This window comes from Pseudomonas huaxiensis (assembly GCF_003231275.1).
GTDB classification, from domain to species: Bacteria; Pseudomonadota; Gammaproteobacteria; order Pseudomonadales; family Pseudomonadaceae; genus Aquipseudomonas; species Aquipseudomonas huaxiensis.
Genome location: NZ_QKVL01000001.1, coordinates 662,970 through 686,453 on the forward strand (window position 1 = coordinate 662,970; position 23,484 = coordinate 686,453).

Sequence of the window (23,484 nt, forward strand, 5' to 3'; positions counted from 1 at the left end):
CGATACTCCCACGCCGCTGAAGGTTCATTAAATTGGCGTTTGTATACCTTCAGTCCGGCCCTGACTAAACAATCGGCCGTTCCCCGTGAGCCGTGCCGAGGCGGGGCAAATCTGCGACAATCGCCGCCCAACCAAAGCCGATAAGTCCAGGCAGGGCCCACCTGCCCCTCGAAAGACCTCATGACTGACCAGAACGCCGCCATCGGGCAACTGTTGAAAAATATCGACCACGCCATGATCGCCGAGCGCCACCGCTTGCGCCGGCAACTGCACGAGCTGCGCAAGCGCCCGGACGAGGCCAAGCTCGCCCAGTGGGCCGCGAAGGTCCAGGCGTCCTGTGACCAGGCCAGCGCACGCCTGGCCAGTATCCCGCGGATCCGCTACGACGACAGCCTGCCGATTGCCGCCAAGCGCGACGAAATCAAGAAGCTGGTGGCGGAAAACCAGGTGGTGATCATTGCCGGCGAGACCGGCTCGGGCAAAACCACCCAGTTGCCCAAGATCTGCCTGGAGCTGGGCCGTGGCCAGTTCGGCCAGATCGCCCATACCCAGCCGCGCCGTATCGCGGCACGCAGCGTCGCCGCCCGGGTCGCCGAGGAAATGGGCACGCCGCTGGGCGCGCTGGTCGGTTATCAGGTGCGTTTCGAAGACCAGAGCGACGCCAATACCCTGGTCAAGCTGATGACCGACGGCATTCTGCTGGCCGAAACCCAGCACGATCGCTTCCTCGAACGCTACGACACGATCATCGTCGACGAAGCCCACGAACGCAGCCTGAACATCGACTTCCTGCTGGGCTATCTGAAAACCCTGCTGCCGCGCCGTCCCGACCTGAAAGTCATCATTACCTCGGCGACCATTGACCTGGAGCGCTTCTCCAAGCACTTCAACGATGCGCCGCTGATCGAAGTGTCCGGCCGTACCTATCCGGTGGACACCTGGTACCGCCCGCTGACCAGCGAGCAAGACGAAGAGGGCAACCGCGTCGAGGACGATCTGACGGTGGACCAGGCGATTCTCGCCACCCTCGATGAAATCGCCGCCCATGAGCGCAGTGTCGGCAAGGGCCCGGGCGACGTGCTGGTGTTCCTGCCCGGCGAGCGCGAGATTCGCGACGCCGCCGAGATGCTGCGCAAGGCGCAGTTGCGCCACACCGAGATTCTGCCGCTGTATGCGCGGCTGTCGCCGGCCGAGCAGCAGCGCATTTTCCAGTCCCATCCTGGGCGTCGCGTGGTGCTGGCGACCAACGTCGCCGAGACCTCCCTGACGGTGCCGGGTATCCGCTATGTGATCGACAGTGGTACCGCGCGCATCAGTCGCTACAGCTACCGCGCCAAGGTCCAGCGCCTGCCGATCGAGGCCGTCTCCCAGGCCAGCGCCAACCAGCGAAAAGGCCGTTGCGGCCGGGTCGAGCCGGGCATTTGTGTGCGGCTGTACAGCGAAGAAGACTTCAACGCCCGACCCGCCTTCACCGATCCGGAAATCCTGCGAACCAACCTCGCCGCGGTGATCTTGCAGATGCTGCACTTGCGCCTCGGCGAGATCGACGCGTTCCCGTTTATCGAGCCGCCGGATGGCAAGGCCATCAGCGACGGCTTCAACCTGTTGCAGGAGCTCTCGGCGGTCAACCGTGAGAACCAGCTCACGCCGCTGGGTCGCCAACTGGCGCGGCTGCCGGTGGACCCGCGGTTGGGCCGGATGCTGCTGGAAGGCGCCAAGCAGGGCAGCCTGCAGGAAGTCTTGATCGTCGCCAGTGCGCTGTCGGTGCAGGATCCGCGCGAGCGGCCGCCGGAACGCCAACAGGCCGCCGACCAGGCCCATGCGCAGTGGAAAGATGCTGATTCCGACTTCGCCGGGCTGGTCAATCTCTGGCGTGGTTTCGAAGAGCAGCGCCAGGCGCTGACCGCCAGCCCGCTGCGCAACTGGTGCCGCAAGAATTTCCTCAATTACCTGCGCCTGCGTGAGTGGCGCGATGCCCACCGCCAGCTCGCGCTGATCTGCCGCGACCTGCAACTGGGCATCAACAAGGAGCCGGCGGACTTCCCGCGGCTGCACAAGGCGATCCTTTCCGGCCTGCTCAGCCAGATCGGCCATAAGGCCGAGGAAGGCGACTACCTCGGTGCGCGTCAGCGGCGGTTCTGGATTCACCCGTCCTCGGGCATCGGCAAGAAGCGTCCGCAATGGCTGATGACCGCTGAACTGGTGGAAACCACCAAGCTGTACGCGCGGATGGTCGCAAAGATCGATTCCGACTGGATCGAACCGCTGGCCGGGCATCTGCTGAAGAAAAACCACTTCGAACCGCACTGGGAGAAAAAGCGCGGGCAAGTGGTGGCGTTCGAGCAGGTCACCCTGTACGGGCTGATTGTTGTGGGCCGGCGTGCGGTGCACTTCGGGCCGATCGATCCGCAGATGTCACGCGAGCTGTTTATCCGCGAAGGCCTGGTGGGCGGCGAGATCAACTCCCGCGCCAAGTGCCTGGCGGCCAACAAGCGCCTGCTGGAAGAGCTGGACGAACTGGAAGCCAAGGCCCGCCGTCGTGACATCCTTGCTGACGAAGAAACCCTTTACGCCTTCTACGAAGCGCGGCTGCCGGCGGAGATCCACCAGACCGCCACCTTCGACAGTTGGTACAAGGTCAACAGCCAGAAAGACCCGCAGTTGCTGATCATGCGCGCCGAAGACGTGCTGGCCCGCGAGGCCAGCGAAGTCACCGCCGCGCAGTATCCCGACACCTTGCGCCTGGGCGATCTGAGCCTGGCGCTGAGTTATCACTTCGAACCCAACCATCCACGCGACGGCGTCACCGTGCGGGTGCCGGCGCCGTTGCTGCCGAGCCTGCCGGGCGAGCGTCTGGAGTGGCTGGTGCCGGGGCTGCTGGAAGCCAAGTGCATCGCCCTGGTACGCAACCTGCCCAAGGCGCTGCGCAAGAACTTCGTGCCGGTGCCGGACTTCGTCAAGGCGGCGCTGTCGCGCATGACCTTTGCCGAAGGCTCGCTGCCTCAGGCGCTGGGCCGTGAGCTGCTGCGCATGACCGGTGCGCGGGTCAGCGACGAGGCCTGGGCCGATGCGGCGGAGCAGGTGGAAAACCACCTGAAGATGAACCTGGAAGTGGTCGACGGCGAGGGCAAGTTCCTCGGCGAAGGCCGCGACCTGGCCGAGCTGACCGCGCGTTTCGCCGCTGCCAGCCAGGCCGCGCTGGCCGTACCGCAGTCGGAGAAAACCCAGAAACCGGTAGAAGCAAAAGTCTTCGGCAAGGTCGAACAGACTGCGCAGCAGAAGATTGCCGGGCTGTCGATGACGGTCTACCCGGCGCTGGTGGAAGAGGGCGGTACGGTCAAGGAAGGGCGTTTCTCGACCCAGGCCGAGGCCACGTTCCAGCACCGCCGCGCCTTGCAGCGTCTGCTGTTGCAGCAACTGGCCGAGCCGGCGAAGTTCCTGCGCGGCAAGCTGCCGGGGCTGACCGAACTGGGCTTGCTCTACCGTGAGCTGGGCCGGGTCGAATCGCTGGTCGAGGACATCCTGCTGGCCAGCCTCGACAGTTGCGTGCTGGAAGGCGAAACCACCTTGCCACGGGACGGCGCTGCACTGGCCTCTCTGGCCGAGCGCAAGCGCGGTGACTGGAGCGAGCACGCCGAGCGGCTGGCGCGGCTGGTGCTGGATATCCTCAAACTCTGGCACGGGTTGCAGAAGCGCTTCAAAGGCAAGATCGATCTGGCCCAGGCTGTGGCGCTCAACGATATCAAGCAGCAACTGGCCAACCTGGTGTATCCGGGCTTCGTCCGGGAAACCCCGGGTGTGTGGCTCAAGGAACTGCCGCGCTACCTGAAGGCGGTGGAACTGCGCCTGGAGAAACTGGGCTCGCAAGTGCAGCGGGACCGGGTGTGGAGCGGCGAGCTGAGCAACTGTTGGGCGCAGTACAAGGCCCGCGCCGACAAGCATGCCCAGGAAGGCAAGCGCGACGAGCAGTTGCAGTTGTACCGCTGGTGGCTGGAGGAATACCGCGTCTCGCTGTTCGCCCAGCAACTGGGAACCAAGGTGCCGATTTCCGACAAGCGCCTGGCCAAACAGTGGAGCCAGGTGGACGCCTGATTACGCTTCCCACACTGTTCCGGGTTGTCGTCTGACAGAGGCCAACCCGACGCAGTTGTGGCACACTTGGCGGCATTTACCGCTGCCCCGGCGCTGGTCCGACGGGGTAGCCGACAACCAAACACTGCGTAATGCCCCTGGCGTCGGGGTCATTGCCTGTACGAGTTGGCACCTTGGTGCCAGCTCGCCGAACCGAACAGGCCGTTGCCCGGCTGGCAATGGCCCCGAACAGAGGATCGACCGTGCATAACGTCGTCATCAGCGGCACTGGCCTGTACACCCCGGCCAACAGCATTTCCAACGAAGAGCTGGTGGATTCTTTCAACGCCTACGTCACGCAGTTCAACGCCGACAACGCCGAGGCCATTGCCCGTGGCGAGGTCGAGGCCCTGGCCGAGTCCAGCGCCGCCTTCATCGAGAAGGCCTCGGGCATCAAGAGCCGTTACGTCATGGACAAGGACGGCATCCTCGACCCGCAACGCATGAGGCCGCGCCTGCCCGAGCGCAGCAACGACGAACAGTCGATCCTCTGCCAGATGGGCGTGGCCGCCGCCGAACAGGCCCTGGCCCGTGCCGGCCGGACTGCCGCCGATGTCGACGCGGTGATCGTCGCCTGCTCCAACCTGCAGCGCCCGTATCCGGCGGTTGCCATCGAAATACAGCAAGCGCTGGGCATCAAGGGCTTCGGCTTCGACATGAACGTCGCCTGTTCCTCGGCCACCTTCGGCATTCAGGCCGCGAGCAACAGCGTGCAATTGGGCCAGGCCCGTTCGGTGCTGGTGATCAGCCCGGAAATCTGCACCGGCCACCTGAACTTCCGTGACCGCGACAGCCACTTCATCTTCGGCGACGCCGCCACCGCCGTGCTGGTGGAGCGCGCCGACCTGGCGACGTCCGAGTACCAGTTCGACATCGTCAGCACCAAGCTGCTGACCCAGTTCTCCAACAACATCCGCAACAACTTCGGCTTCCTCAACCGCGCTGCGGAAGAGGGCGTCGGTGCGCCGGACAAGCTGTTCGTCCAGGAAGGCCGCAAGGTGTTCCGCGAGGTTTGCCCGATGGTCGCCGAACTGATCGGCCAGCACCTTTCGGAAAACAACCTCAACGTCAGTGACGTCAAGCGCTTCTGGCTGCACCAGGCCAACTTGAGCATGAACCACCTGATCGTGAAGAAACTCCTGGGCCGTGATGCGCTGGAAGAAGAGGCACCGGTGATCCTCGACCGCTACGCCAACACCAGTTCGGCCGGCTCGGTGATTTCCCTGCACACCCACCAGGACGACTTGCCCAAGGGTGCGCTGGGCGTGCTCAGCTCGTTCGGTGCGGGTTACTCGATCGGCAGCGTGATTCTGCGCAAGCGCTGATCCGCCGCGAGGCCGAAAAGCCCAAAACGCCCGATCCGGTTTACCGGATCGGGCGTTTTTTTATCCTGGTGTAATCTTCATGCGATGAAGGCAAAGTGCCTTTAATGGCTTGCAAAGCCCCGGAAACCGGGCGTTTTGCATATGCCTATTCGAAGTAAAAAAGTTCCCCTGTCACAAAACATTTATATAAAAGCCACTGATCTGAAATAACCCCCCGCCAAGATTCCTCCCCAGCACAAGTGGCCTAAGCCGCGTGTTTTTTCAACGTAATCAAGACCATAAACGTTAGGGGAGCTTCATCGATGATCCGTAAGCACTTCGCAGGTTTCGCAGCCAGCGCATTGGCAATGGCCGTTACCGCCCAGGCTTTCGCGGGTACCGTGACCACCGACGGCGCCGATATCGTAGTCAAGACCAAGGGCGGCCTCGAAGTCGCTACTACTGACAAGGAATACAGCTTCAAGCTGGGTGGTCGCATCCAGGCTGACTACAGCCGCTTCGATGGTTTCTACACTCGGGAAGGTAACACCGCTGACGCCGGTTACTTCCGTCGCGCGTTCATCGAAATCGGCGGTGTTCTGGCCACCGATTGGGCTTACCAGATCAACTACGACCTGTCCCACAACGCAGGTGGTGATGCCCGCAGTTCTGATGGTTATTTCGACGAAGCCTCTCTGGCCTACAACGGCTTTAAGCCGGTGTCGATCAAGGTCGGTCGCTTCGACCCTGAGTTCGGTTTGGAAAAAGCCACCAGTTCCAAGTGGGTAACCGCTCCTGAGCGTACCGCTGCCTACGACCTGGCTGACTGGGTCAACGGTCACAACGGAGGCATGGGTATTCAGGTTTCCGGTAACGCTGGTGATTCGGTGTATGGCTCCTTCGGCGTCTTCGCCAAAGACCCCGCCAACGCCGATAAAGATGGCGACAGTGTCAAGCAGTTCAACCTGCGCGGTGTCTTCGCTCCAATGCACGACGCAGGCAATGTTCTGCACTTTGGTGTGAACCTGGCGCAGCGTGACATGTCCGATACCTCGTTCGACGGCCGCATGCGCAGCCGTCTGGGCATGCGCGGTGTGAGCACTGATGGTGGTCAGGATGCAGGCGACAACGTCGGCAACCGCCTTACTCTGGGTGGCAACAGCAGCACTCCAGTCGGTGCCTATGACACCGATCGTGCTTGGGGCCTTGAAGCTGCCTTCGCTACTGGTCCTTTCTCCGTACAGGGCGAGTACCTGAAGCGCAAGATCGAAGCTGACGCCGCTGCGTTCCAAGACATCAAGGCTACCGGTTACTACGCTCAGGTCGCCTACACCATCACTGGTGAAGCCCGTGGCTACAAACTCGGCAAGTTCGACGCTATCAAGCCTTCGAACAAGCAGATCGGTGCCTGGGAAGTGTTCTACCGCTACGACCATATCGAAGCTGAAGACGACAACGGCGCATTTGCCAACGTCGGTGATATCGAAGGCAAGGTGCACAACCTGGGTCTGAACTGGTACGCCAACGAGTCCATCAAGTTGAGCGGCACCTATATCAAGACCAAGGTCGACAACGCCCAGAACGCCAATGGCGACGACAGCGGCGACGGCTTCGTAGTGCGCGCGCAGTACGTGTTCTAAGCAGCAACGCTCCTTCATCCGTTAAATTTCAGCCCCACTTCGGTGGGGTTTTTTTTTGACAAGCAGTGGCAAGTGACAAGCCTCAAGTTGCAAGAAAGGGCAGATCGTGTCGCGGCTTTCTCTTGCAGCTTGCAGCTTGCAGCTTGCAGCTTGCAGCTCGCGCCCGGCACACTTCACCCCATGCCGACCCTGACCCTGAATCACCTCGCCGATCTCGACGCCGCCACCTGGGATGCCTTGCTTCCCGGTGACCAGCCGTTCCTGCGCCATGCCTTCCTCACCAGCCTGGAAGACAGCGGCAGCGTCAGCCCGCGCACCGGCTGGACGCCGTCCCATCGCATCCTGACCGCTGCCGACGGCCAGCGTCTGGCAGCCATGCCGGCTTATGTGAAAACTCATTCCTTCGGCGAATACGTGTTCGACCACGGCTGGGCCGATGCCTGCGAGCGGGCCGGTATCGGTTATTACCCGAAGCTGCTCTGCGCCGTGCCGTTCTCGCCGGTGGGCGGGTCGCGCCTGCTGGGGCCGCCCGAGGCGCTGGCCGGTTTGCTCGATGAGGTCGAGGAATCGTTGCTGGAGCAGGGCCTGTCCAGCCTGCATGTGAATTTCACCGATGACGCCAGCGACGACGCCTTGCGCCACCGCGACGGCTGGCTGGAACGCCTCGGTTGCCAGTTCCACTGGCGCAATCAGGGTTATCGCGACTTCCAGGACTTCCTTGATGCCCTCAGCTCGCGCAAGCGCAAGCAGATGCGCAAGGAACGCGAGCAGGTGGCGGGGCAGGGCATCGAGTTTCGCTGGTACCGCGGCGCCGAGTTGAACGAGGCGCAGTGGGACTTCGTCTTCGCCTGTTACGCCAACACCTACGCGGTGCGCCGCCGCGCGCCGTACCTCACTCGCACTTTCTTCAGCCTGCTGGCCGAGCGCATGCCCGACGCCATTCGGGTGGTGATGGCGGTGCAGGGCGGGCGTGAGGTGGCGATGGCGTTCAGCCTGGTCGCGGGCGACAGCTTCTATGGCCGTTACTGGGGTTGCCTGGCCGAGTTCGACCGGCTGCATTTCGAAACCTGTTTCTACCAGGGCATGGACTACGCCATCGCCGAAGGGCTGCAACGCTTCGATGCCGGTGCCCAAGGCGAGCACAAGCTGATTCGCGGGTTTGAACCGGTGATCACCCGTTCCTGGCATTACCTGCTGCATCCCGGCCTGCGCACGGCCGTGGATGATTTTCTGCGTCAGGAGCGTGTCGGGGTGCTGGCTTACGCCGAAGAAGCCCGTTCAGCCTTGCCGTATCGGCAGGGCTGAACGAAGCAGGGCGTCAATCGACGCCGACGAAACCGCCGGTCTGGTGATGCCACAACCGCGCATACAAGCCTTGGTGTGCGAGCAGCTCGGCATGGCTGCCCATCTCGGCGATGCGGCCTTTTTCCAGGACCACCAGGCGGTCCATCCGGGCGATGGTCGAGAGGCGGTGGGCGATGGCGATCACGGTCTTGCCTTCCATCAGGGTTTCCAGGCTTTCCTGGATCGCCGCCTCGACTTCCGAGTCCAGCGCCGAGGTCGCCTCGTCCATGATCAGGATCGGCGCGTTCTTCAGCAGCACGCGGGCAATGGCGATGCGCTGGCGCTGACCGCCGGAGAGCTTCACGCCGCGCTCGCCGACATGGGCATCGAAGCCAGTGCGGCCCTGGGCATCGGTCAGTTCCGGGATGAACTCGTCGGCTCGCGCCCCGCGTACTGCGGCCCATAGTTCTTCATCGGTGGCGTCGGGCTTGCCGTACAGCAGGTTATCGCGGATCGAACGGTGCAGTAGCGAGGTGTCCTGGGTGATCATGCCGATCTGCCCGCGCAGGCTGGACTGGGTGACCTGGGCAATGTCCTGGTCATCGATGAGGATGCGCCCGCTTTCGAGGTCGTACAGCCGCAGCAGCAGGTTGACCAGGGTCGATTTGCCGGCGCCGGACGGCCCGATCAGGCCTATTTTCTCGCCGGGGCGGATGTCCAGGTTGAGGTCGCTGATGATCCGGCTGCCCTTGCCGTAATGAAAATCGACGTGCTCGAAACGCACCGCGCCACGTTCGACCTTCAGCGCCGGCGCGCCGGGCTGGTCGGTGATGCTGACCGGCTGGGAGATGCTCTGCAGGCCGTCCTGGACCATGCCGATGTTTTCGAAGATGCCGTTGACCACCCACATGATCCAGCCGCTCATGTTGACGATGCGGATCACCAGGCCGGTGGCCAGGGCGATGGCGCCGGCGCTGATCAGCGACTGGGTCCAGAGCCACAGGGCCAGGCCCGTGGTGCTGACGATCAGCAGGCCGTTCAGGCTGGTGATGACCACGTCCATGCTGGTGATGACGCGGCTGGCCAGTTGGGTCTTTTCGGTCTGCTCGCGGATCGCTTCGCGGGCGTACTGCTGCTCGAAGTCGGTGTGGGCGAACAGCTTGAGGGTGGCGATGTTGGTGTAGCCGTCGACGATGCGCCCCATCAGCTTGGAACGGGCATCGGAAGACACCACCGAACGTTCCTTCACCCGCGGCACGAAGTAGTAGAGCGCGGCGATGTAGCAGGCGATCCAGGTGATCAGCGGCAGCATCAGCCGCCAGTCGGCCTCGGCGAACAGCACCAGCGAACTGATGGCGTAGATCGACACATGCCAGAGCGCGTCCATGGCCTGCACCAGCGAATCGCGCAGCGAGTTGCCGGTCTGCATGATGCGCTGGGCAATGCGCCCGGCGAAGTCGCTCTGGAAGAAATTCAGGCTCTGCTTGAGCACATGGGTGTGGTTTTGCCAGCGGATCATGCTGGTCATGCCGGGGCTGATGGCCTGGTGCACCAGCAGGTCGTGCAGGCCGACGAACAGCGGCCGGAGAATCAGCGCCACCACCAGCATCCAGGTCAGCTCGCCAGCGTGTTCACTGAACAGGTTGACGTTGGGCGTGCCCTGGGCGAGGTCGATGATCCGGCTCAGGTAGCTGAACAGCGCCACCTCGATCAGGGCCACGATCAGGCCCAACACCATCAGTACCGCAAAACTCGGCCAGACCTGGCGCAGGTAATACAGGTAGAAGGGCAGGACCGTGGTCGGCGGCGCCGCGGTGGGCGCCTCGCGGAAGATGTCGATCAACTGCTCGAAACGACGGAACAGCATGTAGAAGGTCACTCCTGTTTGAGGGCCAAGCACGCCGCCCGTGGGTCACATCCCTGTGACACTACGATCAATCGATACGCTTGGCCGATTTGATGTACACCGGATCAGCGGGTACATCGCGCATGCCTCTTTTGCTGGTGGTGGGCGAATTGACGATCACATCGACCACGTCCATGCCCTTGGTCACTTTGCCGAACACCGCGTAGCCGGCGTCGCGGCCCGGATCGAGCATGGCATTGTCGACCACGTTGATGAAGAACTGGCTGGTCGCCGAGTTCGGGTTGGAGGTCCGCGCCATGGACAGCGTGCCACGGGCGTTGTGCAGGCCGTTGCTGGCTTCGTTGCGGATCGGGTCCTTGGTAGGTTTCTGCACCATCTGGTCGGTAAAGCCGCCGCCCTGGACCATGAAGCCCGGAATCACGCGGTGGAACACCGTGTTGTTGTAGAAGCCGCTGTCGACGTACTCCAGGAAGTTCTTGGTGCTGATCGGAGCCTTTTCCGCGTTCAGTTCGATTTCGATCTGGCCGACGCTGGTGTCCATCAGCACATGAGGATTCTTTTCCGCTGCCATCAGGCTGCTGGCGAAGGCGACCGAGCAGGCGGTCATGAGGATTTTCTTCAGCATGAACTCAATGATCCTTGAGAGGTGGTTGGCGCTGCAGCGAGAAACTGCAGCAGGGTCTGGTTGAAATGTTGGGGCTGGTCCAGCGGCGTAGCGTGCCGTGAATCGGCGATGACCGCCAGTCGTGCGCCGGGAATCAGGCCGACGTAACGTTCCTTGAGCGCCACCGGGGTGTAGTCGTGGTCCGCGCTGATGACCAGGGTAGGACAGTCGATCCGCCCCAGGCGTTCCTCCACGCCCCAGCCGACGATGGCGTCGAAACTGGCGAGGTAGGCGCGTTTGTCGTTTTTCGCCCAGCGTTCGGCCATCTTGCGCCGCAGGTCGGCCTGCTCGGGTTTGGGGAACAACCGCGCGGCCAGGCCCTTGCCGATGGTCCCGAGGCTCAGGACTCGCGCCAGGGTCCAGCGCTTGGCCCACTGCCAGTAATCGTCGCGGCTGCGTACTTTCACTTCCGGCGCGCTGTTGACGATGGTCAGGCTGCGTAGCCAGCCGGGGTGGTCCACGGCGAACTGGAAACCGACCATGCCGCCCATGGACAGGCCCACCAAATGCACCGGGCCGGTGTGCAGGTGTTCCAGCAGGGCCATCAGGTCGGCGCTGAAACCGGCGATGCTGTAAGCCTCGCGGGGTTTGTCGGAACGGCCGTGGCCGCGCAGGTCGAGGAGGATCACACGGTAATCGGCGGCCAGCACCGGCACCTGGAATTCCCAGTCCTGGCAACTGGAACCGAGGCCGTGCAGCAGAACCAGGGGTTCGCCCCGGCCATATTCTTCGTAGTGCAGTGTGCAACCTTCATGTTCGAAGTAGGCCATGGGCGTTACCTGTCAGGCTTGGGCGGGAGCGGCGAAGGGCACGTCCAGCGGCGCGGTATCGAAGTTGCGCAGCAATTCGATGAGGATCTGCGTGGCCGGGCCCAGTGGCTTGTCTTTGTTGGAGTAAAGGTAGAACAGCGGGTGGCGGCTGCCACCCTGATCCAGCGGCAACGGCTTGAGCAGGCCTTCGCGCAGTTCGCGTTCGATCAGGTGGCGCGGCAGCCAGGCGAAGCCCAGGCCGCTGCTGACGAAGGTGGCGGCGGTCGCGAGGCTGCCGACAGTCCAGCGTTGTTCGGCGCCGAGCCAGCCGACATCGCGGGGTTGCGAGCGGCCGGAGTCGCGGATCACCACTTGCAACTGGCTTTCCAGATCCTGGAAATTGAGTACCCGGCCCAGGCGGTGCAGAGGATGCTCGGGGTGGGCGACGGCGACGAACTCCACCGCACTCAGTTCGGCGCCAAGGTAGCCGGCGATGCTGAAACTGCTGATGGCCAGGTCGGCGATGCCTTCGTGCAGCACCTCCTCGACGCCGGACAGCACCTCTTCGCGCAGGCGCACCCGGCAGCCGCGGCTTTGCGGCATGAACGCGCTCAGGGCGCGGACCAGGCGGGCGTTGGGGTAGGCGGCATCCACCACCAGGCGGACCTCGGCTTCCCAGCCCTGCTCCATATGGTGGGCGAGGTCTTCCAGTTGGCTGGCCTGCTTGACCAGTTGCCGCGAGCGGCGCAGCAACACGCCGCCGGCATCGGTGAGCACCGCCTTGCGTCCGTCGATGCGTAGCAGCGGCACGCCCAGTTGGTCCTGCATCCGCGCCACGGTGTAGCTGACCGAGGATTGCGAGCGGTGCAGGGCTTCTGCGGCCTGGGCGAAGCCGCCGTGATCGACCACGGCTTGCAGGGTCCGCCACTGATCCAGGGTAACGCGCGGCGCTTTCATCTTCGGCTCCTGTTGTCCTAAGCTGCGCTCTTTGCGTGGAGAGCGCCGTATGAAGAAAAGTTGTCTTGCCTTGCTGGCCTTGCTGGCCTTGCTTCCGCTCACGGCGCTGGGCGCCTATCCCATCGATGTGGAAAAGCACCTGGAAAGTGGCATCAAGATCGATACCACCACCTACGACACCGCTTACGACATGGGTTCGATCACCCTCAACAACTACGGTGACGTCGCCGCGCAATGCACGCTGACCTTCCGCAACGGCCCCGAGGCGCCGCGGGTACGACGGGTGCAGGTGCCGGCGAAACAGAGCGTCGACAGCAACGTCAAATTCAACCGCGAGATTCTCAAGCTGCGCATCGCGGTGGACTGCAAAGCGCAATAAGCAAATTAACTGATAGATTTAACCGAGTTTTTACGCTTTTTTATCGATAGGTCAATCATTAATCTTGCCTCCATCGACTTAGCGACCTTGCCGATGGAGGCAACCTTCATGTCCCGCGTACTGATCATCGAAAGCAGCGCCCGCCAGCAGGATTCGGTTTCCCGCCAACTGACCCGCGATTTCGTCAACCAGTGGCAAGCCGCCAACCCGGCTGACAGCGTCACCCTGCGTGATCTGGCCGTGAATCCCGTGCCCCATCTGGATGCCAACCTGCTCGGTGGCTGGATGAAGCCCGAAGCCCAGCGCAGCGCCGACGAGCTGCAGGCCCTGGCCCGCTCCAACGAATTGACTGACGAAGTGCTGGCTGCCGACGTGCTGGTGCTGGCGGCGCCGATGTACAACTTCGCCATCCCGAGCACCCTGAAAGCCTGGCTGGACCATGTGCTGCGTGCCGGTATCACCTTCAAGTACACCGAAACCGGCCCGCAAGGTCTGCTGACCGGCAAGCGCGCATACGTCCTGACCGCCCGCGGCGGCATCCATGCCGGCGCTGCCAGCGACCATCAGGAACCGTACCTGCGCCAGGTGCTGGCGTTCATCGGCATCCACGATGTGACCTTCATTCACGCCGAAGGCCTGAACATGGGTGGCGACTTCCACGAGAAGGGCCTGAACCAGGCGAAGGCGCAACTGGCTGCGGTAGCGTGATTCAACGATTTTTCCCTGCCTGACACCCCTTTTTGCTCCGTTGGGTGTACTGCCCGGTCGATTGCCTCGCGCTCGACCGGGCTTTTTTATGGGCGTTTCGGGGCCTTTATCGCTGCATGGGTATCTACACATCTCGCGGGCAATCGAAAGCCGTCAGCCACTTCCTGTGGGAGCGGATTCATCCGCGAAGGGCCGCAGAGCGGCCCTAAACCCATCCAGCACGCTGTTTCTGCCTGAACTGAATCTCACATTCAGGCATCCTGAAGGTCGACAAATATTCTGGATATGAACAGCCACCTCGTGCTGGATGGTTTTAGGGCCGCTCTGCGGCCCTTCGCGGATGAATCCGCTCCCACAGTTTACGGTGACCTGACGCTCTGGGCTTGCCGTCGAGATGTATAGACACCCAGGCAGCGACAAGGCCCCCAAACCAATCCCGACAATTGCACCCGGATACCCCAACCCGCTAAGGTCGCCGCCTTGATCCCCGAGAGGCCGCCATGCACTACCTATTGATCGTCGCGCTGATCCAGGCGTTTTCCTTCAGCCTGATCGGCGAATACCTCGCCGGCCATGTCGACAGTTACTTCGCCGTGCTGGCCCGGGTCCTGCTGGCCTTGCTGGTGTTCCTGCCGCTGACCCGCTGGCGTCAGGTGGAGCCGCGCTTCATGCGCGCCATGCTGCTGATCGGCGCGCTGCAGTTCGGCATTACCTACGTCTGCCTGTACCTGAGCTTCCGCGTGCTGACGGTGCCGGAGGTGTTGCTGTTCACCATCCTCACGCCGTTGCACGTGACCCTGATCGAAGACGCCCTGAACCGGCGCTTCAACCCCTGGGCACTGATCGCAGCACTGGTGGCGGTGGCCGGCGCGGCGGTGATCCGCTTCGACAGCATCAACCCGGACTTCTTCATCGGTTTCCTGCTGCTGCAACTGGCCAACTTCACCTACGCCGCTGGCCAGGTCCTGTACAAGCATCTGATCGCCCGCCATCCCAGCGACCTGCCGCATTACCGGCGTTTCGGCTATTTCTACCTCGGTGCCTTGTTGGTGGTGTTGCCGGCGTTCCTGCTGTTCGGCAATGCGCAGCACCTGCCGAGCACCGACGTGCAGTGGCTGGTGCTGTTGTTCCTCGGCTTGTGTCCGACTGCGCTCGGGCTGTACTGGTGGAACAAGGGCGCCTGCCTGGTTTCCGGCGGCACCCTGGCGGTGATGAACAACCTGCATGTTCCGGTGGGGTTGCTGCTCAACCTGCTGATCTGGAATCAGCACGAGCCGCTGGGGCGGTTGTTCCTCGGCGGGGCCATCATTCTTGCGTCAGTCTGGCTCAGTCGCCTCGGCAACCAGCGCCCGCTGCTCACGGGGCAGGCTGGCCGGTAGCAAGCTGCTGTCGTCGGGCAGCGGGTGTCTAAACGTCCGTGCCCGGCTTCACTGTCACCGAGGCCTGTGCCGTCTGCAAGGCGTGCAGCAGTTTTGCCAGTGACTCCGTCGGCACCTGCCCCTTTCGGGTGATGCAGTGGAACACCGCGATGTACCTCAGCCGCTGCGGTGCAATGACACGCAGCATGCCGCGCGCTACCCAGATATCGGCGTAGTGGGTGGGCAGATAGCCGATGCAGGTGCCAGAAGCAATCAGGGTGGCGGTGGCTTCCATGGATGAAGCGCTGACCGAGTTGCCGAACCGTAACTTGTGCGGCCGGCGGGTTTCGAGCATGTAGCCACGGTCTACGTAATCCGCCTCACCGATTTCCTCGTCCGTGAAATGCTGCCCGGGGCGGGCGAAGAACGGATGCCCGCGTCCGCAATACAGGTTCTGTTCTTCCTCGAACTGCTGTTGGTAGTGCAGGCCGGAAAGCTGGTGGTTAAAACAGCCGATGGCGAGGTGCAGACGCCCTTCAAGCACCGCTTGTTCGAGTTCGTCGGCGCGCATGATCTGCAGGTCAATGCGGGTGCCGGGCGAGACCTGGCGAAAGGCCGCAAGTGCCAGGGGCAGCGGCGCCTGGGCGAGCGACAGCAGGTTGTCGACGCTGCCTATCTGCAAGAACTCCGGGGCCTTTTCGTTAAGCATGACCACCCGCTGATGAAAACGGTCGATGTCAGCATACAGCTCCCGCGCCGCCGCATAGGTCTGCGCGCCTTTCTCGGTCAGATGAAAGCCGTTCTTGCCGCGACTGCAGAGGGTGTAGCCGAGGCGAACCTCCAGATCGCGCACCAGGGTGCTCAAGCGAGGCAGGCTGGTGTTCAGGCGGACCTGCGCGGCGGTGAAGCCTCCAGCCTCGGCGATGGTGCAGAAAATGCGTAACTTGCGCAGATCCACGTCTGAGAGATTGGTGAGCATAAGACCCTCCGGTGCAGCTTCACGAATGCCATGGGCGCAGCCCTTATACCAGCAAATGTGCCCTGCCGACCGCTACGGACAGACGCCACGCGCTAGTTGCGATTTCGAGTAAGTCAGCTTCTGAACTCCAGGATTTACCGACCATTTCTTTCTTCCGATACTCACGCCGCTGCTGGGCAGGGATTCACTGCCGCAGCCCAGGCGAGAACGGCTTTATCCAGAAGAAAAATAATGTCTACGGAGTGCAGCATGGCAACTCAACGCAGTAGCGGGTCGGGTCGACCCACCATTGAAGCGCGCTCAATCGACTATGTCCCGCGTGCAGAGCGGCACGGCAAGGTCTGGCACCAGGGGCCGTTCTGGTTCACCGGCAACTTCGTGTTTCTCACCATGATGGTCGGCTTCGTTGGCCCGAGCATGGGACTGAGCATTCTGTGGAGCGTATTGGCGGTCGTCCTGGGTGCCGGCTTCGGCACCGTGTTCATGGCGTTGCACGCCAACCAGGGCCCGAAGATGGGCTTGCCGCAGATGATCCAGTCCCGCGCGCAGTTCGGTAGCCGTGGCGCCATTGTGCCGTTTGCCGCGACTATTTTTGTCTACATCGGCTTTATCGTGTTCGGCGTCATCATGGTGACCCAGGCCTTGCAGTTGGTGCTGCCTGGCTCGACGTGGTTCTGGTACCCCGCGCTGATCGTGATCAGTATCGTGATAGCCGTGGTGGGTTATGACCTGTTGCACTTTGTGCAGCGTTGGCTCACTTACCTGCTGATTGCGGTGTTTGGCATCGTGACGGTAATGGCTGTTACGGCACTTCCGGCAGCAGTCCCGACACCGGTCAACCTGGGCTGGAACACCACCGCGTTTCTCGTACAGTTGTCGCTCGCCGCAGGCTACAACATCAGCTATTCGGTGTACGTCTCCGACTATTCGCGCTACCTGCCTCAAGACTCGTCCAGCCCCAAACTGATCTCTTGGACTTATCTGGGCGCAGCAACGTCGGCGGCCTGGCTTATGTCGCTGGGTGCGGTGTTGTCCAGCTATATACCTGGCGCAGATGGCATAGTGGCGCTGGTGCAAACCGGCAATTATTTCTTCCCGGGCTTTGGCACACTCGTCGCGTTGGTAGGTGCGGTAGCGCAGTTGTCGGTCACCGGCATCAACAGCTACGGGGCCATGCTGACCGGTATCAGCGCAGTGGACGGTTTCCGGCCAGTACGCCCTGGCGTACGGGTGAGGGTGATCGGACTGAGCGTGGTAGGTCTGCTGTCGCTGGCAGTAGCGTTGGCGTTACCGGAAGCCTATATGGCCAGCTTCAATGGCTTTGTGCTGCTGATGCTGTACTTCCTGATCCCGTGGACGGCGGTCAACCTCGTCGATTTTTATGCGATTCGCAAAGGCGAATACGCCATCACCGAAATCTTCAATCCGCACGGTGTGTATGGCCGTTGGGCCTGGCGCGGCGTGTTTGCCTATTTGGTCGGCTTCGTCGCGATGGTGCCGTTCTTCTCTCTTCCGTTTTTTGTTGGCCCGATCGCTGAAGCACTGGGCGGGGCGGATATCGCATTCATCCCCGGCTTGGTGATTTCCGGAGGCCTGTATTTCGTGCTGGCGCGCAATCTCGAACGCTCTTCGGAGATCGCTGCACAGCGCCAGAGTCAGCTCGTGCTGGAAGGCATTGCCGGCTGAGCGTTCTCTGAATAACGACCAATAAGAAAGAGGTTTTTGAATGACCAACAAACGCGAAAAAACAGTCGCCATTGTGCAAATGCCGGCGGCTGTTCTTGATAGAGCCGAATCGCTGCGCCGGGCAGCCGAATATATTCAGACCGCTGCACGCCAGGGCGCGCAACTAGTGGTGTTTCCGGAAACCTGGCTGAGCTGCTACCCGGCGTGGGTATTCGGAATGGCAGGGTGGGACGATGCGCAAGCCAAGCATTGGTACGCCAGGCTGCTGGCAGACAGCCCGGTTATCGGCCTTCCTGACGACATGGACGATGACCTGTCGGTGCTTCGCGAGGCTGCGCGGGTCAATGCGGTCACTGTGGTGATGGGGATGAACGAGCGTTCCCGGCACCATGGCGGCTCGCTGTACAACTCGCTGGTCACTATTGGCCCCGAGGGCAACATTCTGAATGTGCACCGCAAACTGACGCCCACCCACACTGAGCGCACGGTGTGGGCCAACGGCGATGCCTCGGGACTGCGGGCCGTCGACACGGCGGTTGGTCGCCTCGGCGGATTGGTGTGCTGGGAGCACTGGCACCCGCTGGCGCGCCAGGCGCTGCATGCGCAGGACGAACAGATTCATGTGGCCGCCTGGCCCGATATGCCGGAAATGCACCATGTTGCCGCCCGTTCCTACGCCTTCGAAGGTCGCTGCTTTGTGCTTTGCGCCGGCCAGTATCTGGCCGTGGATGATGTGCCTGCCGAGTTGCTGACGGCATATCGCCGTGGCGTTGGCGGCAATGTGCTGGACGAGGGCGTCCTGTTCAGTGGCGGGTCGGGTGTGATCGCTCCCGATGGTTCGTGGGTCACCGGGCCGCTCTTCGGTGAGCCGGGTATCGTCCTGGCAACCATCGATCTGGCGCAGATCGATGCCCAGCACCATGACCTCGATGTGGCCGGGCATTACTTGCGCCCGGATGTTTTCGAACTCTCGGTAGATCGACGTGTACGGTCCGGGTTATCGCTGCGCGACGCTTGATCGCTTTCCTCGAACTTGAATCCCGGGCGGCCGTCCATCGGCTCGCCCGAAACCAGTAAGGCTGACATATGGTTCATGCACTTCTTGCCACCGCGCTGTTATCCATCGCGTTGGGAGCGCTTTCCGGCTTTGCCGTTCTGGCGTCTGTCGACTATCCGGCAAAGCTTCGCGCTCTGGGCGTGGTCAACCCGATGCGCGTGAGGCAGGCGCATATGGACTGGATCATCATGGGGACGGTGATGGCGGTGACTGCGCTTGCCAATCCGCAACTGCCTGATTGGGTCGCTGCGCTGGTGATGTTCGGTGGTGTGGTAAATCCGCTGACATTTGTGCCCATGGCGTTCTCCATCACCGTGGAGACCACCAAGGTGTTTCAGTGGGTGTCGTTCGTGTCGTTTGTTTCGCTGAGTACGGGGCTGATTGCGGCGGCGGCTATTTTTATCGGTGCTTGAGCGCTGTGAGTCCCCGAGCCCGCTTGCGCGGGCTTTTCCATTCTGGTCTTCACGCAAAAGGTGCCTTGCGCGGGGGGCTTCAGGCCAGTTCGTCTTCTACAACCTGCGGCGCCAGCGCCTTGGCCGGTAGCAGCCCCGCGCGCAGGTCGTTGCCGCTGGGCTGCTGGTACAGGCTCAGGCCGAACTCTGGCAGCACCGCCAGCAGGTAATCGAAGATATCGCCCTGGATGCGCTCGTACTCGGCCCACACCGTGGTGCGGGTGAAGCAGTAGATTTCCAGCGGCACGCCTTGGGCGGTGGTCTGCATCTGGCGGACCATGCAGGTCATGTTCGGCTGGATGTCCGGGTGGCTCTTCAAGTACGCCAGGGCGAAGGCGCGGAAGGTGCCGATATTGGTCAGCCGACGACGGTTGGCCGACAGCTCCGCCACCTGGCCCTGGGCCTCGTTCCAGCTACGCAGTTCGCTGCGCTTGTGCGCCATGTAGTCGGTCAGCAGACGCACCTCGCCCATGCGCCGCTCTTCCTCGGCAGTGACGAAGCGCACGCCGCCGGCATCGATGAACAGGCTGCGCTTGATCCGCCGCCCGCCCGATTGCTGCATGCCGCGCCAGTTCTTGAACGACTCGCTCATCAGGCGCCAGGTGGGGATGGAGACGATGGTCTTGTCGAACGTCTACACCCGTGAGCGACCCTAAAAATGGACATGCGAAAATCTTTTAAAACAGATACTTACGAATAATGTCATTTGTCCATCTTTTCCCCGGAAAATGGACAGGGTCGGCAAGCACCCAAGATTGCTAGGGAAGGGAAGTGGTGAGCGGCAAGCTGCGTCTCTCAGAAAATCCGAACCCTTCTGGGCCTTTCAGACCTACTTGAACCTTGCCGCCTGAAACCGAAATCGTGGCTGCCCTAGCTAGAAAGGGCGACCCACTCTCAGACTAAACTCACCGATCCAGATGGCATTTGCATAGGCCCTGTAGCGAGCCAAAATGCAGCGACGCTCACCCCATTGCCTCGCTCCACACGTGGGTTCAATCAGCAGTTTCCTCGTCCACAATCCGCTTCCAGTGTCGATTAACAATTGTGGGTGAAAGCCCCAACTTTTGGACGATCTGCGCCTGGGTCATCCCTTCTGCCTTCAGCTTTCTGACGGCGTTGAGATTGTCAGTATTCACAGGCTTTCCCCGCGAGCGCTGGACGAGTTCGCCATCAGCAAATTGATCAGCCAATAGCTCCAAGCCGCCCTCAGCTTCAAAGGCCTTGAGCTGTGCGCGAGCCTGTTCAATGAGTGTTGGGTAGGGCGTGTCGAGCCGCGCCGACATGCACAGCGCCATTAGGGCCAGAAGATCGATGTCGAGGGCTACAGCAAGGCTTTCGAACTTTTCCAGTGTGATGCTGGTTTCGCCACGCTCGAGAGCGCTTATCTTGGACTTGGCGCTGGCATCTGAAAGCTGCTCATAACGAATGCGCCGATTCAGCCGAAGGGCCCTGAGGGTGCCGGCAAGGGCGATTTTGAGGTGCATGGCGTGCCCAAAAGTCAGGATATAGCCACACCACAGGGTTTCCGATAAACATCAATTACGGGTATTATTGTGTATTAAGGTGCCCGCGTGACATCATTGGTGCGCTCAGAAGGGTGGATCTGTGTTGAGGGTAGGGGCTCCCGCCGGTTCGCGAACATTTTTCGAAAATTGCTGTGATGAGGTGCTGCACGTGGATTTACCCATCAATGACGGCCTGCTTGGCGACGGAGTGGAGCTGATTGGCTCCGAGCTGTCTCTCGAAGATGTCCTTGCTGCGGCCCGACAGCGGTTCAAGTGGTTTCCCATCTGCGTAGTTGAAGAGTGGGTGATCCTCGATGCGATAGTCACTGATGAGGAGCGGGCCAAAGTAACCGCAGCTGGATGCCAGCCAATGTTTCTGTTTGCCCACAAGGTGCTGCATGACGAGCAGAGGCGCTTTGAGCCCGGCAACTGGGTACGTTCCTCCATGGGTACTCGTTTCGAAGAGGGCTACTTGTTCGTCACGCGGAACACTGTCTATGTGTTGAAGGGGCCAGGGCATCGCAAGCCTTCGTCTATTCAGGCCATCTTCTCCATCTTCTAAATATCAATGCTTCGCTGTGATGCTGGCTCTTGAGGCACTCTTATGTTTCGTACCCACCAAAGTGATATCGCAGGTGTTCCTGGAATGTTTGGTGATGGGTTGACCCATTGGCATGGAGTGTCCCGAGCTCTATCAACTCACTGGTATCACTTAACCGTCAAGCGCATGGTCGAGGGTAGGTTCGTCAACAGTGAGGAAATGCTGAATGATGAAGCCCGGCTAGTTGAAGCTCTACGAGGCCAAGATGAGTCAGTGAAGGTAACGGAAGTCAGGGTCGTCACTCCATCCTGGATGAACAAAGACTCAGATTGGAAAATGCAGAAGCTGATTTCTCTGTCCATGGGCTACAACAAGGCCAAAGTTGCAATTTGCATATTGAAGGTGGAGGGCGGCGAAGTCTACATTGATAGCCATGAACCCGGTGTCAATGTCGAGTCTCTTACCGACGTAAAAGAGTTGTACCGTAGCCGTCCTTGTAACGATGAGCCAGTCCCTAAATCGAGGGGGATTTAGCATGACAGCTACCAATTCAGTGGAAATTGAGTTTCGCGGAAAGCGTTTAACGGATTTCGATTTGCTGCGGATTGCTCGGGCTTCTGGTCAGGAATACGAAGACGACATAACTGCTTACCTAACAAGCGTCCAGATACATGGCTCAAGTGCTGTAGGGGTTGTTTTTGGTCATACCAAGAAAGAGCCGAGTGGTCGGTATGCTGATGGCCACTTGATCAGAACCTCAGACATCCTGCTAGCAAGGAAGGAGGGGCGGTTCTGGGTGATTACTACCATCAATTCAAGGTACGTGCTCGCAACATTCCGACGCGACACAGGGCGCCAAAGCTTCAAGGAGTTTCAGCGTTTGGTTGGTAATCGCTACCCCAACATATAGCAGCTAGCCCAGATTTTAATACCTTAGCGATGGGTGTGGTTTGATCATGCCCAGGCTTTACTGTGCCTGCGATAGGCATCCAAGCAAGGAGCTGTACGCGTGATTAAGTTTGAATATCTAAAGTTCTCTGGCCGTCTCGATGATATCCGGGTGTTTCAGAGCTTTTCTGATAATGTTCAAGTCATCCTGAAGCTAGATGATGTTCTGATTCCAAATTTTCGAATGCCTACAAGGATTTTTGAAGAGCTTGAGAAGGGCGAACACTACGAATTTTACGCCCTAGTGCAGAACTCGAAGATTAAAACTAAGAATACGGGCGTCGTATATGCTGTAAAGTCTGTCGAAGGTAAAATTATTGAAGTGCCGAGCCTTCGATATACTTCGCAATTGGGTATCTGGGCCAACGGTGCGGTGATTTCCGCTGTCGCTTTTGTCGTGCTTTGGATTGCGTTCTTCTTCGGCTTGGGTTCGGTTGTTGATGGCTATCACTACAGCTCTGTCAATGGTTTTGCTGAGTATGCTGGAGATGTAACGCGCTGCTCATTCATTGTCGCGTGTTTGATCGCGGCATTCTTTGTAGGGATGGGGATTAACCTATTCTACAAAACTACTGTGCTCGATACTTGGAAGTCGATTACTCCAGGCAGATTAGTCGAACGTTTCAGTAAAATGCACCGCTAATTTGGGTGACCCTCCGGGTACGGCTGTCGTAAACCAAGCCCAGTTGAACTGGGCTTGGCCCTCCGGGCTTCCATCCTCACCTCTTACGGCCATCGTGGCCTGCGCGCTCCGCTTGCATGATCGACCAAATCCATCAAATCCGTGGAGCCCAGCGCTGTTCAACTGCTGCGATCCAAGGAGCTAGTCGGGCTTCGCAGTGATGAAAGCGCCTCTTTCCATCACTACAGATCTCCTACCCGATAGCTATCTCAAATAGGCAGTAACGTGAGATTAGCCCAGCGGGCATTGGTTCAAGGAGAGCAGGTTGTTGTTCCAAGAACCATCAGCATGAGTTCGCAGGTAAGCGGCTTTACCGTTTTCCCGAACTACGCCGATGTAGGCCTTCTTTCCGCTAGCCGGGTCTTGAACATAAAAAGTATTCGTTTTTGCATCGATACTTTGAATGACTTGTTCCCTTGACCATTTCCAACCCGCATTTGGGTTGCCAAGGTGAGTGATGTGCTCGTGAGCACTATGCACGTTAGGTTTGGTAATGCATGTTACTACAACGTCAGCCATTGCGAGTTCCTTTCGTGATTATCATCAGGAGGCGGATTTTTGCCCGCAACTCACCTTGTAATGGCTTATGGCTA

The 23,484-nt window shown here is 60.6% G+C and carries 21 protein-coding genes and 1 pseudogene; 14 read left to right on the forward strand and 8 right to left on the reverse strand.

Features of this window, described 5'->3' with window-relative positions; all coding sequences use genetic code 11:
- The first annotated feature begins 180 nt into the window (after positions 1-180).
- The 4 genes from hrpA (at position 181) to DM374_RS03300 (ending at position 8,380) form a co-directional block, all read left to right on the forward strand.
- On the forward strand, positions 181-4,092 hold the full coding sequence (gene hrpA, locus DM374_RS03285) for an ATP-dependent RNA helicase HrpA (RefSeq protein ID WP_110968548.1): 3,912 nt from the start codon (positions 181-183) through the stop codon (positions 4,090-4,092).
- Positions 4,093-4,334: 242 nt separating this feature from the next.
- Positions 4,335-5,456, forward strand: coding sequence for a beta-ketoacyl-ACP synthase III (locus DM374_RS03290; RefSeq protein ID WP_110968549.1), 1,122 nt, complete (start codon positions 4,335-4,337; stop codon positions 5,454-5,456).
- A gap of 302 nt (positions 5,457-5,758) precedes the next feature.
- Positions 5,759-7,075, forward strand: coding sequence for an OprO/OprP family phosphate-selective porin (locus tag DM374_RS03295; protein WP_110968550.1), 1,317 nt, complete (start codon positions 5,759-5,761; stop codon positions 7,073-7,075).
- A 180-nt stretch (positions 7,076-7,255) separates the two neighbouring features.
- Positions 7,256-8,380: a GNAT family N-acetyltransferase gene (locus tag DM374_RS03300; protein ID WP_110968551.1), complete on the forward strand. Its 1,125-nt coding sequence runs from the start codon at positions 7,256-7,258 to the stop codon at positions 8,378-8,380.
- 13 nt (positions 8,381-8,393) lie between these two features.
- Here the strand turns inward: DM374_RS03300 and DM374_RS03305 are convergent, their stop codons facing one another.
- The 4 genes from DM374_RS03305 to DM374_RS03320 form a co-directional block, all read right to left on the reverse strand.
- On the reverse strand, positions 8,394-10,226 hold the full coding sequence (locus DM374_RS03305) for an ABC transporter ATP-binding protein (RefSeq protein WP_110968552.1): 1,833 nt from the start codon (positions 10,224-10,226) through the stop codon (positions 8,394-8,396).
- 67 nt (positions 10,227-10,293) lie between these two features.
- Positions 10,294-10,851: a peptidylprolyl isomerase gene (locus DM374_RS03310; protein WP_110968553.1), complete on the reverse strand. Its 558-nt coding sequence runs from the start codon at positions 10,849-10,851 to the stop codon at positions 10,294-10,296.
- Positions 10,845-11,660, reverse strand: coding sequence for an alpha/beta fold hydrolase (locus DM374_RS03315; protein ID WP_110968554.1), 816 nt, complete (start codon positions 11,658-11,660; stop codon positions 10,845-10,847). Before DM374_RS03315 ends, DM374_RS03310 begins: the two co-directional genes overlap by 7 nt.
- Positions 11,661-11,672: 12 nt before the next feature.
- Positions 11,673-12,596, reverse strand: a complete 924-nt coding sequence (locus DM374_RS03320) for a LysR family transcriptional regulator (protein WP_110968555.1) — start codon at positions 12,594-12,596, stop codon at positions 11,673-11,675.
- 49 nt (positions 12,597-12,645) lie between these two features.
- Here DM374_RS03320 and DM374_RS03325 point away from each other — a divergent pair, with 49 nt between their 5' ends.
- The 3 genes from DM374_RS03325 to DM374_RS03335 all read left to right on the forward strand — a co-directional run bounded on the left by DM374_RS03325 (position 12,646) and on the right by DM374_RS03335 (position 15,062).
- Complete coding sequence (locus tag DM374_RS03325) at positions 12,646-12,975, forward strand: 3-phosphoglycerate kinase (RefSeq protein ID WP_110968556.1); 330 nt, start codon at positions 12,646-12,648, stop codon at positions 12,973-12,975.
- 108 nt (positions 12,976-13,083) lie between these two features.
- A complete protein-coding gene (locus tag DM374_RS03330) occupies positions 13,084-13,683 on the forward strand; it encodes an FMN-dependent NADH-azoreductase (RefSeq protein WP_110968557.1) in 600 nt (199 codons plus the stop codon).
- Between the two features lie 500 nt (positions 13,684-14,183).
- Complete coding sequence (locus DM374_RS03335) at positions 14,184-15,062, forward strand: carboxylate/amino acid/amine transporter (protein WP_110968558.1); 879 nt, start codon at positions 14,184-14,186, stop codon at positions 15,060-15,062.
- Between the two features lie 28 nt (positions 15,063-15,090).
- Here DM374_RS03335 and DM374_RS03340 read toward each other — a convergent pair whose 3' ends face one another.
- A complete protein-coding gene (locus DM374_RS03340) occupies positions 15,091-16,020 on the reverse strand; it encodes a LysR family transcriptional regulator (RefSeq protein WP_110968559.1) in 930 nt (309 codons plus the stop codon).
- Positions 16,021-16,269: 249 nt separating this feature from the next.
- Between DM374_RS03340 and DM374_RS03345 the strand changes: the two genes are divergently transcribed.
- The 3 genes from DM374_RS03345 (at position 16,270) to DM374_RS03355 (ending at position 19,176) form a co-directional block, all read left to right on the forward strand.
- Positions 16,270-17,706: a purine-cytosine permease family protein gene (locus tag DM374_RS03345; protein ID WP_110968560.1), complete on the forward strand. Its 1,437-nt coding sequence runs from the start codon at positions 16,270-16,272 to the stop codon at positions 17,704-17,706.
- Positions 17,707-17,746: 40 nt separating this feature from the next.
- Positions 17,747-18,724: a carbon-nitrogen hydrolase family protein gene (locus tag DM374_RS03350; protein ID WP_110968561.1), complete on the forward strand. Its 978-nt coding sequence runs from the start codon at positions 17,747-17,749 to the stop codon at positions 18,722-18,724.
- A 68-nt stretch (positions 18,725-18,792) separates the two neighbouring features.
- Positions 18,793-19,176, forward strand: coding sequence for a hypothetical protein (locus DM374_RS03355; protein ID WP_110968562.1), 384 nt, complete (start codon positions 18,793-18,795; stop codon positions 19,174-19,176).
- A gap of 79 nt (positions 19,177-19,255) precedes the next feature.
- Here DM374_RS03355 and DM374_RS03360 read toward each other — a convergent pair.
- Positions 19,256-19,846: pseudogene (locus DM374_RS03360) on the reverse strand (mechanosensitive ion channel family protein); the annotation flags it as partial.
- A 361-nt stretch (positions 19,847-20,207) separates the two neighbouring features.
- The gene (locus tag DM374_RS03365; RefSeq protein ID WP_110968563.1) at positions 20,208-20,699 is read right to left on the reverse strand and encodes a helix-turn-helix domain-containing protein; all 492 of its coding nucleotides are present in this window, start codon (positions 20,697-20,699) and stop codon (positions 20,208-20,210) included.
- Positions 20,700-20,889: 190 nt separating this feature from the next.
- Here DM374_RS03365 and DM374_RS03370 point away from each other — a divergent pair, with 190 nt between their 5' ends.
- The 4 genes from DM374_RS03370 to DM374_RS03385 all read left to right on the forward strand — a co-directional run bounded on the left by DM374_RS03370 (position 20,890) and on the right by DM374_RS03385 (position 22,852).
- The gene (locus DM374_RS03370; protein WP_110968564.1) at positions 20,890-21,282 is read left to right on the forward strand and encodes a DUF6957 family protein; all 393 of its coding nucleotides are present in this window, start codon (positions 20,890-20,892) and stop codon (positions 21,280-21,282) included.
- 42 nt (positions 21,283-21,324) lie between these two features.
- Positions 21,325-21,795 carry a hypothetical protein gene (locus DM374_RS03375; protein WP_110968565.1) on the forward strand — a complete coding sequence of 157 codons (471 nt, stop codon included), beginning with the start codon at positions 21,325-21,327 and terminating at the stop codon, positions 21,793-21,795.
- Between the two features lies 1 nt (position 21,796).
- On the forward strand, positions 21,797-22,171 hold the full coding sequence (locus DM374_RS03380) for a hypothetical protein (RefSeq protein ID WP_110968566.1): 375 nt from the start codon (positions 21,797-21,799) through the stop codon (positions 22,169-22,171).
- Positions 22,172-22,270: 99 nt separating this feature from the next.
- Positions 22,271-22,852: a hypothetical protein gene (locus tag DM374_RS03385; RefSeq protein ID WP_110968567.1), complete on the forward strand. Its 582-nt coding sequence runs from the start codon at positions 22,271-22,273 to the stop codon at positions 22,850-22,852.
- Between the two features lie 270 nt (positions 22,853-23,122).
- On the opposite strand, the gene DM374_RS03390 is transcribed toward DM374_RS03385, so the two are convergent.
- Positions 23,123-23,410 (reverse strand): DUF3892 domain-containing protein, encoded by a 288-nt coding sequence (locus DM374_RS03390; protein ID WP_110968568.1) that lies wholly within the window; start codon positions 23,408-23,410, stop codon positions 23,123-23,125.
- Positions 23,411-23,484: the final 74 nt, after the last annotated feature.